Raw genomic sequence first — 15,785 nt, forward strand, 5'->3', positions numbered from 1 at the left:
AGTAATCCATCTCCACAACCAAACGGATCGCCTCCGCTTTTTCCTCAGATGTAACAACCCGATATCCCATGATGATTCCTAAAGTCGACGCTCCTACATCATGGTCCAAAAATATTCGACCACTACACGGCAGCTCCTACATTGAGATGGCGTACACCCTGTAGGAGCTGCCGCAGGTTCGGGCTGCGTTCGGACGATCTTTTGATCTTGCCTACACCGCGGTTTTGAACTCCACCTCCCGCTGCAACGCCCGCGCCTGAACCACATTCAGCATCGCGCAGCCTTCGCGCATCAGCAGATGAAACGCCCGGGTAACGCGTATCAGATCGCAATCGGAAATGTCTTTGAGGTTCAGGCTGGACAAGGTGTCAGCCAGATCGCGAACCACGGTGAAGCGATGCGCAGCGCAAGCGGCGATGTCGCTGAGTTCTTTGTGGGTGTTGATAAAGAGCACCGGGGTTTCGGCGTCGTAGGTGTCGATGGGGAGGTAACGGGGCATGACTTGGTCGAACATATTGGTAGCTCCTTATTAATGAGTTTTCCTGGTGTTCGACCGGCCAAGATCGTCGCGGAGAGTTGCCGCGAGACGCAACTATAAGGGTCGATGCTGAAACGCGGCAACAGGGTACGTTGTAGGAAACGTCTTGGAAAGTTGTGGGGTGGTTTTGGCGGCGGTGTCCGGCTTGAGAAACACCCCTCACCCTAACCCTCCCGAAACGTCGGACCGCCCCAGAGGGGCGAGGGGACTGACCGTGGGTTTCTTGAGGAATCCGGCGACGTGAACGACCGAGTTGAATGCGATTTTTAAGTGATTTGCTGTTGGCCGAATCCAAGTTCGACTCAATCTCTCAGGTCGCAGTAAATAGCCAAAACAACTCGGTCAGTCCCCTCGCCCCCTTGGGGAGAGGGTTAGGGTGAGGGGTCGATCCAACTGACCCATCACCACCCCCAAATCGCACACGATTCAGTGAGCCTTAGCCAACTCCATAATCATCCGAGACAACAGATAAATCCGCGGCGCCACGCTCTCAACCTCCGCGTATTCCTCCGGCGTATGAATATTGCCGCCAACAATCCCGAACCCATCCAGCGTCGGCGTGCCCACACCCGCTGACAAGCTGGCATCCGCCGCACCACCGCTACCCTCTTCCGTCAACTTACGGCCAATCTCCCCGTAAATCCCCTGAGCCATGGCCATCAACCGATCGGATTCCGGCGTTTGCGGCATCGGCGGCAATCCGCGCTGAAGTGTGGTGGTGACTTCTGTGTCAGCAATCAGCTTGTCTTTCGAAACCCGCGCCAGGTCCTTCTCGATCCGGTCAAACTCTTCCGGCACCGCCGCCCGCACGTCTGCCTTGGCGGTGGCTTGATCCGGAATGACGTTGGTGCGGTCGCCGGCCTTGAGCACGGTGAAGTTGATGGTGGTTTTCTTCTCCGCGTCGCCCAGTTTGCCGAGCTGCAGAATCTGGTGCGCCGCTTCCATGGCGGCGTTGCGTCCCAGTTCTGGCGCGACACCGGCATGAGCTGCCTTGCCCTTGATCTCGACCACTGCGGTGGCACTGCCTTTGCGCCACACCACCAGGCCATCCGCCGGGCGGCCGGGTTCGAGGTTGAGGGTGACGTCGTGGGCCTTGGCGGTTTTCTTGATCAGGTCGGTGGCGATGTCCGAGCCGGTTTCTTCGCTGGCGTCGAGCAGGAAGGTGATTTGCGCGTAGTCCTTGAAGTCTAGGTTTTTCAAGACTTTCAGCGCGTAGATCCCGGCAACGATGCCGCCCTTGTCATCCATCACGCCCGGTCCGTAGGCGCGCCCGTCCTTGATGTAGAACGGACGCTCGGCGGCCGAGCCTTCCTTGAAGACAGTGTCCATGTGCGCCATCAGCAGGATTTTTGCCTTGCCAGTGCCTTTCAGGGTCGCGATCACATGGCTGCTTTTGTCCGGGGTATTGGGCACAAGCTCGATAGTCGCGCCGAGCTTTTTCAGTTCGTCGATGGCGATGTCGCTGACTTTCGTCAGGCCCGGTTCATAGCCGGAACCGGAGTCGATGTTCACCAAACGTTCCAGTAACTTCAGGGCTTCGCCCTTGTACTGTTCGGAATCGGCGAGGACTTGTTTGTGCGGTTCGGCGCAAACTGCGGGAGCGAAAGCGCCGAGGGCGAGGGTCAGGCCAAGGCTGGTGGCCAGCAGGGAGCGAGGGCGGTTGAACGTCATGAATCGATCCTTGTTTCGTGTCGGGGTGAAAAACACCCTACCTGACTACGGCGCAAGGCTCTAGACCGATCACGTTTCACACCGAATCAAGTAATTCGCGATGCGGTTCGTCCTCGCCGCAACAGATGACGCGGTTGCGACCGGTGGCTTTGGCCTCGTAGAGCGCCAGGTCGGCGTCGTTGAGCCACTGGGTTGCGTCGGTGTGGGCCGGGTTGAAAGCGGCCAGGCCGATGCTCAGGCTGACTGTCAGCGCCGGGCTCTGCTCATAACCCAAGGTGGCGAAGCGATCACGCAGGGCATCCATGGCGGCCGCAGCGCTCGAGAGCGGAAGGTCCGGGAGGATCACGCAGAATTCGTCGCCACCGTAGCGCCCGGCCACATCCGCCGCGCGTAAGTTCTGCTTGAGCATTTTGCTCAACTGACGCAAGACGATGTCCCCGGCAACGTGGCCGTAGGTGTCGTTGATGGATTTGAAATGATCGATGTCGATCAGCGCAATCGCCCCGCCCTGCTGCTGACGTTTGCAACGCTGGAATTCGACTTCCAGTTGATCCTTCCAGGCGCCGTGGTTCAGCAGGCCGGTGAGGCTGTCGGTGCGGCTCAGGGCCAGCAATTCACGCTTTTGTCGGCCAAGGGTGTGGGCCTGGCGGAAGCAGATCCAACCCAACGCCAGCGGATACAAACACATCAAGGGCAAACAGGCATACATCTGCAGTTGGCTGGTTTGCGGGATGAAGGCAGGGGAGAAAATCAGCAGTCCGACGCCCATCCCGAGAATCTGCGCCACGGTTCCTGCCAACAGGAAACGCAAACCGCCAATGGCCACATTGTTCATCGCCATCATGCCGAGCGTCGTCGCGCTCGGCAGCGGATTGAAGTGCATGGCGGCGACCCAGAAGCCGCCGAGGAAGGCATCCACCAGCAGGTTGCGGTGTTCGGCGTGATAAGGCACTGGCGCGCGGCGCGCCCATTGATAAGCCAGGTGCGGCCAGAGTATGGCGTTGAGCAGCATCACCACCCAGACCCACGGTGCAGGGTTGAGTGGATACATCGCCGCGCTCACGAGCAACAGCCCCAAAGCCAAGCCCAGGGTTCGCGATGTATAGAGCCTCCTGGCCAGTGAAAGTCCTTTTCCTCCCGTTTTTTCCATAGAGGCCTCTGCGCCACAGAACGGAACCTGAAAACACAAGGGTTTCAAGTGTGGTGAGAGTCTATCAGGGCAACGGCAAATAGCCATCACCGGCTGGCGGTCTGAATACCAAGGCATAGCCATGAGGCGAGCGCCCGATGTTTGGCTATACATGAAAGGAGGGTTCGATCAATAACGATAAAAAGGAGGCCCATGCAAACCTTTCAAGTGTTGATCATCGGCAGCGGTTTTGGCGGCCAGTCACCGGCCCCAACACGGGCATCGGCCACACCTCGGCGCTGTTCATCATCGAGTCTCAGATGAACTACATTCTCGATTGCATCCGCACGTTAAAAGAACACGGTTTGCGCAGCATCGAAGTACGCCCCGAAGCAGAACGTACCTACACTGAAATGATCCATAGGGAAATGGAACGCACCGTATGGAAGTCCGGGGGCTGCCACAGTTGGTATCAAAGCAAGAGCGGTCATGTGATTGCGATGTTTCCGGGGTTCAATTTCAGCTATCACCGGTTGACCAGGGCGCTGAAACCCGCCGATCACATTCTGTCCTGATCACGTAAAAGGAAGATGCCTGATGCTTTTGTTGGTTGTCGCAATCGCAGTTTTCGTGGCCTGGAGCTGGTTGAGTTACCCGGCCATCGGTCATTGGCTCTATGACTTGAACATGTCGATAGAAGCCAAGCTGTATGGACTGCACAAAATTGTCGTGCCGATCGCCGAAATGACCGTTTCGACCTGGCAAGGCGGGCCGTATGAAGCGTCCAGCAGCGTGCTGATGCTCCACGGTTACAGCGCCGACAAGAACATCTGGCTGCGCTTTGCCCGGCACTTTGTCGGCAACTATCGGGTGATCATCCCCGACATCGCCGGCCATGGCGAAACGGGCTTCAAAGCGGGAGGCGGCTACGACATTCCCTTGCAGGCCAAGCGGATGATCCAGTTGCTCGATGTCTGCGGCGTCGAGAAAGTCCATGTGATCGGCAACTCGATGGGCGGTTACATGGCAGCGTGGCTGGCGGCCACGTACCCGGATCGAATTGTTTCGTTGGCCCTGATCGACCCGGCGGGGGTCACCGCCCCCGAAGCCAGCGACCTGGAGCGGCATTTGGCCAAGGGCCACAACCCGTTCCTGATTCATTCACGGGAAGAATTCCAGCGCTTCTATGCCATGACCATGGCCGAACCACCGTGGGTACCCAAGGTGGTGCTGGACGCCATCGCTCAGCGCTATGAACAGCAACGCGAGGAGCTGGAAGAAATGTTCAGGGACTTGCGCGCCAGCCCGCCGATGGAGCCGAAACTGCCCGACATCAAGTGCCAGGCGCTGTTGCTGTGGGGACACAAGGACCGCTTGATCGATGTCAGCAGCGTGGCGATCTGGAGCAAAGGCATCGCCGATCTGCGAGTGGAAGTCTGGGACCACACCGGCCATATGCCGATGGTGGAGCAACCAACGAACACGGCGCGGCTGTATCGGGAATTTTTGGCATCGCTGCGTTCGGAACTTCCTGTGTAGCAGCTGCCGAGCCTGCGAGGCTGCGTTCGGCTGCGAAGCAGTCGTGAAATCAGCCACTGCGGTGTGTCAGAAGGAACGTGCATACAGGGTTTGCGACTGCTTCGCAGCCGAACGCAGCCTCGCAGGCTCGGCAGCTGCTACAAGCTGCTACAACCAGCAGTCCTTTGCAGAATGAAGTCCGTAAGATTCTTCGTTTGTCGGCGCCGCACAAGGCTGCGATCTTTTCCCGCATCCTTTACGTCACCGCATCAGGAATTCTTTAATGAGTCACCCGAACTTCGTCAGCCCTGACCTGATCCGCCAACGCTTTTCCAAAGCGATGTCCGACATGTACCGCGAAGAAGTGCCGCTGTACGGCGCGCTGATGGAACTGGTGGAACAGACCAACCGTCACGTGCTGGACAGCGATCCACAGATCGCCCGACAGTTGAACAGCACCGGTGAAATCCAGCGCCTGGACCTGGAGCGACATGGCGCGATCCGTGTCGGCACCGCCGATGAACTGGCCACCCTCGCCCGGCTGTTTGCGGTGATGGGCATGCAGCCGGTGGGTTATTACGACCTGACCCCGGCCGGCGTACCGGTGCACTCCACGGCTTTTCGCGCGGTGCATGAGGCGGCGTTGCAGGTCAGCCCGTTTCGGGTATTCACCTCCCTGCTGCGCCTGGAACTGATCGAAGAGCTGGAACTGCGAGCGTTCGCCCAATCGGTGCTGGACAAGCGTTCGATCTTCACGCCCGCTGCGCTGACCCTCATCGATCGCGCCGAAACCCAGGGCGGCCTCACCGAACAGGAGGCCCAGGACTTCGTCGAGCAGGCGCTGGAAACGTTCCGTTGGCACCATACCGCCACCGTGACCGCCGAGCAGTACCGCAAACTCAGCGCCCAGCATCGCCTGATCGCCGACGTGGTGGCGTTCACCGGTCCGCATATCAACCACCTGACGCCGCGCACCCTCGACATCGACATCGTCCAGGCGCAAATGCCTGCCCACGGCATCACCCCCAAAGCGGTGATCGAAGGCCCGCCCCGCCGTCAGTGCCCGATTCTGCTGCGCCAGACCAGTTTCAAGGCGCTGGACGAGCCTGTCGCCTTCACCGATCAAGCCGAGAATCGTGGCAGCCACAGTGCCCGTTTCGGCGAAATCGAGCAACGCGGCGCCGCGCTCACCCCCAAAGGCCGGGCGCTTTACGACCGTTTGCTCAACGCGGCCCGGGATGAATTGAAAGACTTCCCCAATGAAGCCAACGCCGCTCGCTACAACGCGCTGATGGTGCAGCACTTTGCAGAATTCCCTGACACCGTTGAGGGCATGCGCCAACAGGAACTGGCGTACTTTCGCTACTTCGTCACGGAAAAAGGCTTGGGGGCCGATGAGCTGAAATCGTGGTCCCTGGAGGATCTGCTCAGCGGCGGGTATTTGCGGGTTGAACCGTTGGTGTACGAAGATTTTCTGCCGGTTAGCGCTGCGGGGATTTTTCAGTCGAACCTGGGGGATGCAGCGCAAACCCACTATGGCGTGCATTCGAACCAGCAGGTGTTCGAGAAGGCGCTGGGGCGATCGACGATTGATGAATTGGCGTTGTATGCCGAGACGCAGCGGCGCTCGATCGAGGAATGTTTCGCCGCTATTACGCGATGACACGTTGAAAAGATCGCAGCCTGCGGCAGCTCCTACAGAGATTGGTGTAGGAGCTGCCGCAGGCTGCGATCTTTTGATCCTATTTCAGCTTCGCCAACAACGCCTCAGCAGCAGCCTCGGACGAGGCCGGATTCTGACCGGTAATCAGCAAACCATCAGTGAGTACATAACTCGCCCAGTCAGCACCTTTGGAATAGACACCACCCTTCTCCTTAAGCATGTCCTCCACCAGAAACGGCACAACCTTCGTCAGTTGCACAGCCTCCTCCTCTGAATTGGTAAACCCCGTCACGCGCTTGCCTTTGACCAGCGGCTGACCGTCCGCGCCCTTGACGTGACGCAACACACCCGGTGCGTGGCAGACGGCCGCGACCGGTTTACCTGCCTTGTAAAACGCCTCGATCAGAGCGATCGAAATTTTGTCTTCGGCCAAATCCCACAGCGGGCCATGCCCGCCCGGATAGAAAATCGCGTCGTAGTCTTCAGCCCTCGCGCTGCTCAGCAGAGCGGTAGACGCCAATGCGGACTGGGCGGGGGGGTCTTTGCGAAAGCGCTCGGTGGCCGCGGTTTGCGCGTCAGGCTCGTCGCTTTTTGGGTCCAGCGGTGGTTGACCACCCTTGGGTGAGGCCAGGGTCAACTGAGCGCCGGCGTCTTTAAAGGCAAAGTACGGTGCGGCGAATTCTTCCAGCCAGAAGCCGGTTTTCTTGCCCGTGTTACCCAATTGATCGTGTGACGTTAGAACCATCAGGATTTTCATGTCGTTCTCCTTGAGTTCGCAGATGTTCATTCATCTCGGCGCTGAGTTTGACCTCCAGGCTGCAGCATTCGTTGCACCTGTCACCCTAGCGGTTCTGCTACCGGTTTTCGGCCAATCAGACGATGGGTCACCGAATGATGGCTAACCGCCTTGATGCGCAAGAAGTTGCGCACTCATCACTGCGAAAGCCCTTCCCGGGTGACTGATCGCCCGGCCTGTCAGGCCCCCAGCCAAGTGCGCAAGAAGTTGCGCAGTACTGCGCAACTTCTTGCGCACATTCACCGGCGATCTCTGCCGAAGATTCTCCGCGAGCACCGAAAAACCTCTCAACCACCTGATTTATATAGCCTTCACCGTTTCTGGCACGGACCTTGATAACAGTCAGCCACCCACCGGGCGATACCGCCTCCCGGGCACCCTAACTTTTAGCAAGGAGCACATCCATGGCTACACCAGCGTACATGTCCGTCACTGGCGAAAAACAAGGTCTGATCACTGCCGGCGCGTTCACCGCCGACTCGGTTGGCAACACCTACCAGGAAGGTCACGAAGACCAGGTCATGGTTCAGGCTTTCAGCCACGACGTGATCATCCCGCGTGACCCACAGTCCGGCCAACCGACCGGTCAGCGCGTTCACAAGCCAGTCGTGATCACCAAGGTATACGACAAGTCTTCGCCACTGCTGCAAGCGGCGCTGACCTCCGGCGAGCGCATGAGCGAAATCGTTATCCAGTGGTACCGCACTTCGGCTCAAGGTACCCAAGAGCACTACTACACCACCAAACTGGAAGACGCGATCATCGTCGCCATCAACAACAAAATGCACAACTGCCAGGACCCGGCGAACTCGCACTTCACTCACCTGGAAGAAGTGCAATTCACCTACCGCAAAATCACCTGGACCCACGAAGTATCCGGTACTTCGGGTTCCGATGACTGGCGTGTTCCAGTCGCTTAATCGCGGCTGACGGTTCCAAACATCGGCCAGCTCTGCTGGTCGATGTCATTTGCGCCTTCCAGGAATTTTCGCGTCCGCAAGCGCCCGTTTGGGTGCAGGCGAGCGCCGCAGCACTGCACGAGGAACAAGGGATGTTCGCGCCGGCCAATCAAACTCACTTTGCCCTGACCATCGAAGGTCTTTCCAGCGACTTCCAGGTTTTTTCCCTGCAAGGTCGGGAAGCCATCAGCCAGCCTTTTGTGTTTGAGGTGGAGCTGGTCAGTGAACAGCCGTCCCTGGACCTCGAGACCCTGCTGCACAAACCGGCCTTCTTGCAGCTCTCGCCTGACGGCAGTGGCATCCATGGCCAGATCTACCGCGCCGCCCAGGGTGATTCCGGCAAACGCCTGACCCGCTACGCGGTGACCCTGCGCCCGCAACTGTCTTACCTGGCGCACCGCATCAACCAACGCATCTTCCAGAACCTCAACGTGCCGAAAATCATCGGCAGCGTCCTCGAAGAGCACGGCATCCAAAGCAATGCCTACGAATTCAAAGTCGGGGCGATTTATCCCGAGCGCATCTATTGCGTTCAGTACGATGAATCGGACCTGCAGTTCGTCCAGCGTCTGTGCGAGGAAGAAGGTATCCACTACCACTTTCAGCACAGCGCCAACGCCCACAAGCTGGTGTTCGGCGATGACCAGACGGTGTTCCCGAAACTCGCCGCCGTGGCCTACCAGCAAGACTCCGGCATGGTCGCCAACAACCCGGTGATCAAGCGCTTCGACCTGCGCCTGGAAACCCGCACCAGCCGCACCACCCGCCGCGACTACGACTTCGAAAAACCGCGCCTGACCCTGGAAAGCGAAAACCGTGGCGACGCCCTGCCCGACCTCGAAGACTACGACTACCCCGGCCGTTTCATCGACCGCGAACGCGGCAAGCACCTGGCCAAACGCGCCCTCGAGCGTCACCGCAGTGACTTCCAGCTCGCCGAAGGCAAAAGCGATCAGCCGTTGCTGGTCAGCGGCCACTTCCTGGCCCTGACCCAACACCCAAAAGCCAAATGGAACGACCTGTGGCTGCTGACCGAAATCCTCCACGAAGGCAAACAGCCGCAAGTACTGGAAGAGTCGGTCACCAGCAACACCACCAACCTGAAAGACGATTTCCACCAGGGCTACCGCAACCGCTTCCAGGCCACCCCGTGGGATGTGCCGAACCGCCCGCCCCTGACGCAAAAGAAACCGCGCATTCTCGGCAGCCAAAGCGCCGTGGTCACCGGGCCCAAGGGTGAAGAAATCCACTGCGACCAATACGGCCGCGTCAAAGTGCAATTCCACTGGGACCGCGAAGGTCAGGCCGACGACAAGACCAGTTGCTGGTTGCGCGTCTCCTCCGCCTGGGCCGGCGCCCACTACGGCGGCATCGCCATCCCGCGCATCGGCATGGAAGTGCTCGTCACCTTCCTCGAAGGCGACCCCGACCAACCGCTGATCAGCGGCTGCCTGTACCACAAGGAAAATGTCGTCCCGTACGCCCTGCCGGCGAACAAAACCCGCAGCACCTTCAAAACCCTGAGTTCCCCCGGTGGCGGCGGTTACAACGAACTGCGCATCGAAGACAAAAAGGGCCAGGAACAAATCTTCCTGCACGCCCAACGCGACTGGGACGAAAACGTCGAGCACGACCAGAAGATTCGCGTCGGCAACGAACGCCACGACACCGTCGAGCAAAACAGCTACAGCGAATTCAAGGCCGAAGAACACCACACCGTCTACGCCGACCGTAAAGTCGAAACCCGCGCCAACGACCACCTGACCGTGGGCGTCAACCAGCACATCAAGGTCGGCACTGGGCAATTCATTGAAGCGGGCCAGGAAATCCACCTGAGCAGCGGTATGAAAGTCGTGCTCGAAGCGGGCAGTGAGCTGACCCTCAAGGGCGGCGGCAGCTTCATCAAGATTGATGCAAGCGGCGTGACCATGAGCGGGCAGGTAATCAACATGAACTCCGGCGGGAGTCCGGGGAATGGGACGGGGGCGGCGCCATTGTTGCCGGGACCGTTGAAGCAGGCGGATGCGGATAAGGCCGGCCAATTGTTGGTGCCCGCTCAGCGGCAAGCGTTGATGCAGAAGAAGCCAATCTGCGCGATCTGCGAGAAGGCCAAACTGGAGGCGCAAAATGCTTAAGTCCGAGTGGCCGCTGGAAAATGGGTTGCCTCAAGGCCTGCCGTGGAATGGCACCGTCAGTTTGCTACTGGATGGCGTCAGCGTCGAGAATCTGCCTCAACACCTTTATCAATGGTCGGATAATCCGGTTTTCGAGCCACTCTACCTCGGCACCCGGTGGGCTGAATTGGGCGACGTTTCGCCATGTCTGGTTCAGATAAAGGCGCAGAACAATCCCATCCTGGCAAAGTTTCTGGCTGAGCCTCGCCAAGAATGGGGCTACCTCGTGTTCAGCGATCAACCCTGGGCACAAATGGTCGAGCACTTCCGCTGGCTGACCAGCGTCATGCACCCTCAGGGTGAAGAAGTCCTGCTGCGCGTCGCCGACCCTGCCGTGTCCTACGCATTGCTCAGCCACGCCGAGAGCATCAAGGACCCTACCCTGTTCGGCCCGTGCTCGCAGATCGTCACCGCCGACGCGGCACTGGGCTGCTGGCACATCAACCAGCGCCCCGGCAAAGCCCCCGAGCCGAACCACTGCAAACGCTACCGCTTGAGCGACGAGCAACTCAGCCAACTGGATGAAGTGAATTTCCGCAGCATCGTCCTGCGCCTCGACCAACACATGCGCGAATACTTTCCGTCCTATCACTCGCAAGCGACGCCGTTGCAGCGCTGGGAACACCTGCACGCATTGGCCTCGACCTCGTATGATCGCGGCTTCAACACCGAACTCGACATCACTCTCTACGCCAACATTCACGGGTTTCTCGGTGAACGAGCGCTGGAAGAACATCCGGACCTGGATGCGATACTTAAAACGCCATCGGAACAAACGCCCTCTCAGCGACTCGAACGCGTCGCTGATATTGCCCAGGAACGGGCTGAAACCCTGCTAAGGAGCCAAGGATGACAACGCCCACATCGACCGGCAAAAGCCCGAACAACGTTGCAAAAAGCCGGGACGACGGCAAGTGTGCCCTGGGCGGCTGCTCGCTGATGAAGGCCAAAATCCAGCTCATCCCTCTCCGTTATGGCCTGGTCGAACGACTCGACCCATCCAGTGCACTGGCCATGCCGTACAAAACCACCTCACGTCCTCTGGGAATTCGCTTGATCCGCGACGGCTGGCTCTACGTCATTGTCGACAAGAAACCTCAAGCCGTCATGCACGAATACCGTATCCAGAACGGCATCGTGACCCAACTGCTGTGGGAAAAAGGCGAAATCACCGCCAACAAACGCGAAAGCAACGTGGGCGAAGCCGTGCTGGTCTTCCCGCGTTTGAGCAAGCTCTACGTCAACTACTCCGAAGTGCAATGGACCGCCGCCAAATGCGCGCAGGTCATCAAGCATAAGTCTGAACGTGAATACTTCATGCAGGCAGTGGACCTGACCAAGACTGATCCGGAGAAAGGCGCGGCCAATCTGTTGACGCCAAGTCAGGCGAAAAAATGGATTGCGGAGGTTGCGGAGCAGCCGAGTAAAGAGCCGGCGGTTACGGGTGCCAAACCTGAGGAAAGCAAAGACTATCTCTGGGAGCAAACACCTCACTTCAAAAAAACTCAGTTGGGCACGCTCAAAAAGCAAGTCAAGGCAGAAAACGAGCGTGACCATCTGTATGTGGTGATACAGGATGACATCGGTGTGCTGCGCGATCTCGCTGAGCATCAGGATTTGGTAACAGGCTGGATCAGTGACTGGAGCGACGCTGAAGCCAATCAAAAGAAGTATGTGTTTGGTTGCTACATCGAATCGTTGTACACCGTAACTGGCGAAACCATTCTGAATGCCGCTCAAAGCGACCCTCGTTTTGCCAAACTCAAGGACGAAACAAGCGAAGAGCAGCGGCAGTCGATCGTCGACTACGTCAACGTTAAAAATCAAACCCAATATTCCGGTGCAGGTACGCATAGTGGGGCTATTGCAGCTTCAAAGTCGCGGATGCGTACGAGTCTTGGACCTTTGCATTCCAAGTACGAAGACCTGATCGAGACCATCGAAGACAACGCGGATGACGCGCTCGACGGCGCAAAAATGGGACAACAGGGCATCAACGATCTGATCGATCGGCCCGCTATGGAAGCCTTTCTGAAACAGCAACGCGCCCAACTCAGTCGTTGGAACAAACGTCTAGATCTGATCAGTGACGATCGCGCGAATCTGATCAGTGAAGAACGCTTCCAACGCTCAGCCTGGTATTTCGACCCCAAATTTGGCGATCAACTCGACACAACTCTCGCTACTGAATATGCCTGTATGAGAGACATTTGCCGGACAGATAAAGCGACTGAAAAGCTTGCCGATCTGATCGAGAAACATCCGGGTTTTACGGTACCAACCTTCTTCACATTGAGCTTGACTGATCAGAAGGACATGCACGCCAAGGTCACATCTTTCATCAAGTCCCTGCGCGATACCTATATGGTCAAGGACGACTATCAGGGAGCCCAAGCACTCAGCGGAAAATTTGGCAATTTGCTCACTCAGAATCTCTCAGCAGCAATGCAATTGAGTGAAAACGGCATTGTGCTCGGTCAGTTGCGCAATACGGCGTATGAGCCGGCAAAGCAATTGCGCCTGGCAGGAGCGCTGGATGAGGCCATGCAAGCGCTACGCAGTGGCCAGCCGCTAGATCCGGCAAAAGTATTGCGCCGGATTCCTGGCTCGGCCTGGATAGATGTTCTGCGTGCCTTTGGTAAGGGAGGTATTACGTTGGAGTTTGCCTCTGCGAATCAAATTGCTGCGTTCAAAGCTGATATAGCCAAACTGACAGATCTGCGCCAGCAAATGACCTCGCTGAAAAATCAGATTCGGCAAACCCTGGCTGATGAACGTAAAGGCCGGTCACCAAAAGGCGGTTACAAAACCTTGGTATCTCGCCGCAAAGCCATTCAACAAACTGTCGCTCCACTTGAGGGGAGGGTAGCTCAGGCCATGAGTCCTGTTGGTGACGGACCGGGTAAGGCTGCCTTTAAGATCAAAGGGCTTAACAATGCTCAGGTGCTTGAGTTTGAGCGGATGGCCGATGACTATCGGCTCAAGCGTCCGTATAAAGGTTTGACTGGAGAAGTTTTCAAATCAGTGGGTGGCGATGTGTTTGCTTCGGCTGCATTTGTCATGCAAACGATAAATTTCTACCAGGTTTTTATCGAAGCACGTTCTAAAGCAGTGTGGGATAGCGCAGATACCCTATCTTTCTTTAACGCCCTATTTTCTACGGTAGGAGGCGGTTTGGCTGCTGCACAGGGTATTGCCATTACAAGTCTTTCTGTCGCTATCAAAAATTACACAAGCGCCGCCGGCAAAATTAAATTGGCCGCTAAGCTAGGGAAAATCACCGGAGCATTGAGCCCATTTGCCTACATATTCAGTGCAGTTGCCGCAGGAACAGGTATGTATGGTGAAAAAGGATCGGCTGCCAAATGGACAGAGGCGCTACGTTCAGGGAATGGTGCCAAGTTGACAGGCGCCAGCATGACATTAGCTGGAGACTCTGGACAACTTGCGCTCAATGGATGGGCCTTCGCCAGGAGTGGCCAATCCATTTATGAGGCGTTTACCACCGTAAGTCAGGCACGTGCACTGGTTTGGGTCAAAGCGGGTGGTCAACTGTTGAGCATTGCTGCCAAAGCCAACTTGATTGGCCTGGTGCTTACTGGTCTGCAATTGGGCGGAGAGTGGCTGTACAACCGAAACAACAAAACAGCTTTGGATACTTGGTTGCAAAAAGGCCCTTGGGGTAAGCAGAGCGCCAACCGCAGTCTGATTGAGGAGCGCCTGCTGCTTGCCGACATAACGGCAGCACCGCAGGTAGCGTTGCAGACGATAAACAACAAGGCTATGGCGGTACTGCGCATACCGGGAATCACGGCTCGTGAACTAAATGATGTAGAGTTTGGCGTGAGCGCTTACTGGCTGACAAACCACCAACGAAATGATTGGGAGGCATGGAGCGAGCCGCTGCTTTATCAATTCAACCTGCTCAGTGCTCCGGATGAACCGCTTAAATTAGGCATGGACATTTTCCAACACGAAGCCAACGCCCAACATGGTTTGGCTATCGTCCTGCGCTATCACCCCATTGCTGGCGATAAATCCTTCCGAGAGAAACGCTTCGAAACTACGACGTTGAACGCGCAAAATGGCAAGCTATTTTCAGCTGTCTCTGTTTTAAAGTCGCGCAAAACCGATGCCCCATGGCTATTGGTCAACAGCGACTTCCTGTAGCTGCCCGACTCACCACTTTTCGGTTGAATCACATGTCATCCAAATCAACAAATAACGATGAATTTAATCTCAAGCATCAGCGCCCCGTCGCTGGCGAATCTCGACGTTTTACTACTGGCGAAGCAGTGTTTTTCTCGCCACTACCCGTCCCTACCGGCCAGATCCCAATGGATTTGGGGGGAAGCTTTCTTGATATCAACGACACTTACCTAGACGTCGGTAGCAGTAACGTCAATAAGGCATTTCAAACCAGGGTCATGATCGCAAGCAGTATGCTCATACTGATTGTGAGTTTGATAATCGGCCCCTTCATCGCCGGGCTAATGAGTTTTGGTGATCCCTATGGCAGAACATTTACACATATTTTCATAGAGTTTTTCCCCACCGGCGCTGCAATCGGCGCTTGGGGAGCAGCAGGAGCCACAGTTTTGGGACTCTATGTTGTCATCAGCACTACTCTAGCCAAAGTCCGTACCCGCCCTATACGCTTCAATAGGCAACGCCGCGAAGTCTGTTTTTTTGCTAATGGGTCTGACGAACCGGTCATCCAACCGTGGGAAGAAATGGTTTCCTGGCTTTCTGTCAGTACGGGGGTAACTGGGGTCGGCGTCATGAGTACTTATACCTTTGGCATGGCATTTGACGAACCTAAAACTGATACCGTTCATTTTGTGAACCAGGGAGTAATGACTCCAGTTCATGGTTTGGGTAAATGGGAGGCGATACGTGTTTACATGGAAAAAGGGCCACAACACTGCCCCGGTAAAGCACCGTACGAAGGCCGCCATACATTTGATAAAGAGCAGGGAGATATGCTTGAGGAGTACCAACACAACGAGCGCTCCGCGTTAGGTGTTGGCTGGTGGTATTTCACTCATGTAATCACTTTATGGCGCTTTCCGTACTGGGTTGCTGAATGGGACCACCGTTTCAGCATGAAATCTCTACCTGATTCCATTGCTGAGTGGTCAAAATCTCTACCGACTGAGCAGTGGGCCAAGCCGAGCCAAGCGTTGAAAGAGCAAAGTGCCAAGATCGAAAAGGCATTTGCTCAGGGACAAGATTTCATGACGTACTTCAAGGCGAACCTAAATGAAATCAAGACAGAAGAAGCGATAAATAATTGATTGGAAACGATGAGCCGCGTCCTTGATGCATAAATATAAT

General features: G+C 56.7%; 11 protein-coding genes and 1 pseudogene. 8 read left to right on the plus strand and 4 right to left on the minus strand.

Features of this window, described 5'->3' with window-relative positions; translation table 11 throughout:
• Positions 1 to 211: 211 nt before the first annotated feature.
• The 3 genes from KGB23_RS22760 to KGB23_RS22770 form a co-directional block, all read right to left on the minus strand.
• Positions 212 to 514 carry a hypothetical protein gene (locus KGB23_RS22760; RefSeq protein ID WP_223432680.1) on the minus strand — a complete coding sequence of 101 codons (303 nt, stop codon included), beginning with the start codon at positions 512 to 514 and terminating at the stop codon, positions 212 to 214.
• 450 nt (positions 515 to 964) lie between these two features.
• Positions 965 to 2,209, minus strand: a complete 1,245-nt coding sequence (locus KGB23_RS22765) for a M20/M25/M40 family metallo-hydrolase (RefSeq protein WP_223432681.1) — start codon at positions 2,207 to 2,209, stop codon at positions 965 to 967.
• A gap of 76 nt (positions 2,210 to 2,285) precedes the next feature.
• Positions 2,286 to 3,359 (minus strand): diguanylate cyclase, encoded by a 1,074-nt coding sequence (locus KGB23_RS22770; RefSeq protein ID WP_223432682.1) that lies wholly within the window; start codon positions 3,357 to 3,359, stop codon positions 2,286 to 2,288.
• 239 nt (positions 3,360 to 3,598) lie between these two features.
• Between KGB23_RS22770 and KGB23_RS22775 the strand changes: the two are divergent.
• The 3 genes and pseudogenes from KGB23_RS22775 to KGB23_RS22785 all read left to right on the plus strand — a co-directional run.
• A pseudogene (locus KGB23_RS22775) lies at positions 3,599 to 3,913 on the plus strand (NAD(P)/FAD-dependent oxidoreductase); the annotation flags it as partial.
• A 22-nt stretch (positions 3,914 to 3,935) separates the two neighbouring features.
• Positions 3,936 to 4,877 (plus strand): alpha/beta fold hydrolase, encoded by a 942-nt coding sequence (locus KGB23_RS22780; RefSeq protein WP_223432683.1) that lies wholly within the window; start codon positions 3,936 to 3,938, stop codon positions 4,875 to 4,877.
• 262 nt (positions 4,878 to 5,139) lie between these two features.
• Positions 5,140 to 6,519 (plus strand): VOC family protein, encoded by a 1,380-nt coding sequence (locus KGB23_RS22785; RefSeq protein WP_223432684.1) that lies wholly within the window; start codon positions 5,140 to 5,142, stop codon positions 6,517 to 6,519.
• 79 nt (positions 6,520 to 6,598) lie between these two features.
• On the opposite strand, the gene KGB23_RS22790 is transcribed toward KGB23_RS22785, so the two are convergent.
• Positions 6,599 to 7,276: a type 1 glutamine amidotransferase domain-containing protein gene (locus KGB23_RS22790; protein ID WP_223432685.1), complete on the minus strand. Its 678-nt coding sequence runs from the start codon at positions 7,274 to 7,276 to the stop codon at positions 6,599 to 6,601.
• A gap of 443 nt (positions 7,277 to 7,719) precedes the next feature.
• Between KGB23_RS22790 and KGB23_RS22795 the strand changes: the two genes are divergently transcribed.
• The 5 genes from KGB23_RS22795 to KGB23_RS22815 all read left to right on the plus strand — a co-directional run bounded on the left by KGB23_RS22795 (position 7,720) and on the right by KGB23_RS22815 (position 15,745).
• The gene (locus KGB23_RS22795; RefSeq protein WP_150655443.1) at positions 7,720 to 8,235 is read left to right on the plus strand and encodes an Hcp family type VI secretion system effector; all 516 of its coding nucleotides are present in this window, start codon (positions 7,720 to 7,722) and stop codon (positions 8,233 to 8,235) included.
• 131 nt (positions 8,236 to 8,366) lie between these two features.
• Positions 8,367 to 10,409 carry a type VI secretion system tip protein TssI/VgrG gene (tssI, locus tag KGB23_RS22800; protein ID WP_223432686.1) on the plus strand — a complete coding sequence of 681 codons (2,043 nt, stop codon included), beginning with the start codon at positions 8,367 to 8,369 and terminating at the stop codon, positions 10,407 to 10,409.
• Positions 10,402 to 11,301 carry a DUF4123 domain-containing protein gene (locus KGB23_RS22805; RefSeq protein WP_223432687.1) on the plus strand — a complete coding sequence of 300 codons (900 nt, stop codon included), beginning with the start codon at positions 10,402 to 10,404 and terminating at the stop codon, positions 11,299 to 11,301. The genes tssI and KGB23_RS22805 overlap by 8 nt, the downstream gene beginning before the upstream one ends.
• Positions 11,298 to 14,618: a toxin VasX gene (locus tag KGB23_RS22810; protein ID WP_223432688.1), complete on the plus strand. Its 3,321-nt coding sequence runs from the start codon at positions 11,298 to 11,300 to the stop codon at positions 14,616 to 14,618. Before KGB23_RS22805 ends, KGB23_RS22810 begins: the two co-directional genes overlap by 4 nt.
• Entirely contained in the window at positions 14,588 to 15,745 is a 1,158-nt protein-coding gene (locus tag KGB23_RS22815) for a DUF6708 domain-containing protein (RefSeq protein WP_317851627.1), read from the plus strand. Before KGB23_RS22810 ends, KGB23_RS22815 begins: the two co-directional genes overlap by 31 nt.
• Positions 15,746 to 15,785 lie beyond the last annotated feature (40 nt).

The sequence above is a fragment of the Pseudomonas sp. GL-B-26 genome (assembly GCF_019947405.1).
Lineage (GTDB): Bacteria > Pseudomonadota > Gammaproteobacteria > Pseudomonadales > Pseudomonadaceae > Aquipseudomonas.

What these genes read in the sequence shown, in the direction of transcription:
- KGB23_RS22760 (WP_223432680.1), bottom strand. Translation starts at nt 514, where the DNA reads ATGTTCGACCAAGTCATGCCCCGTTACCTCCCCATCGACACCTACGAC.
- KGB23_RS22765 (WP_223432681.1), bottom strand. Translation starts at nt 2,209, where the DNA reads ATGACGTTCAACCGCCCTCGCTCCCTGCTGGCCACCAGCCTTGGCCTG.
- KGB23_RS22770 (WP_223432682.1), bottom strand. Translation starts at nt 3,359, where the DNA reads ATGGAAAAAACGGGAGGAAAAGGACTTTCACTGGCCAGGAGGCTCTAT.
- KGB23_RS22780 (WP_223432683.1), top strand. Translation starts at nt 3,936, where the DNA reads ATGCTTTTGTTGGTTGTCGCAATCGCAGTTTTCGTGGCCTGGAGCTGG.
- KGB23_RS22785 (WP_223432684.1), top strand. Translation starts at nt 5,140, where the DNA reads ATGAGTCACCCGAACTTCGTCAGCCCTGACCTGATCCGCCAACGCTTT.
- KGB23_RS22790 (WP_223432685.1), bottom strand. Translation starts at nt 7,276, where the DNA reads ATGAAAATCCTGATGGTTCTAACGTCACACGATCAATTGGGTAACACG.
- KGB23_RS22795 (WP_150655443.1), top strand. Translation starts at nt 7,720, where the DNA reads ATGGCTACACCAGCGTACATGTCCGTCACTGGCGAAAAACAAGGTCTG.
- tssI (WP_223432686.1), top strand. Translation starts at nt 8,367, where the DNA reads ATGTTCGCGCCGGCCAATCAAACTCACTTTGCCCTGACCATCGAAGGT.
- KGB23_RS22805 (WP_223432687.1), top strand. Translation starts at nt 10,402, where the DNA reads ATGCTTAAGTCCGAGTGGCCGCTGGAAAATGGGTTGCCTCAAGGCCTG.
- KGB23_RS22810 (WP_223432688.1), top strand. Translation starts at nt 11,298, where the DNA reads ATGACAACGCCCACATCGACCGGCAAAAGCCCGAACAACGTTGCAAAA.
- KGB23_RS22815 (WP_317851627.1), top strand. Translation starts at nt 14,588, where the DNA reads ATGGCTATTGGTCAACAGCGACTTCCTGTAGCTGCCCGACTCACCACT.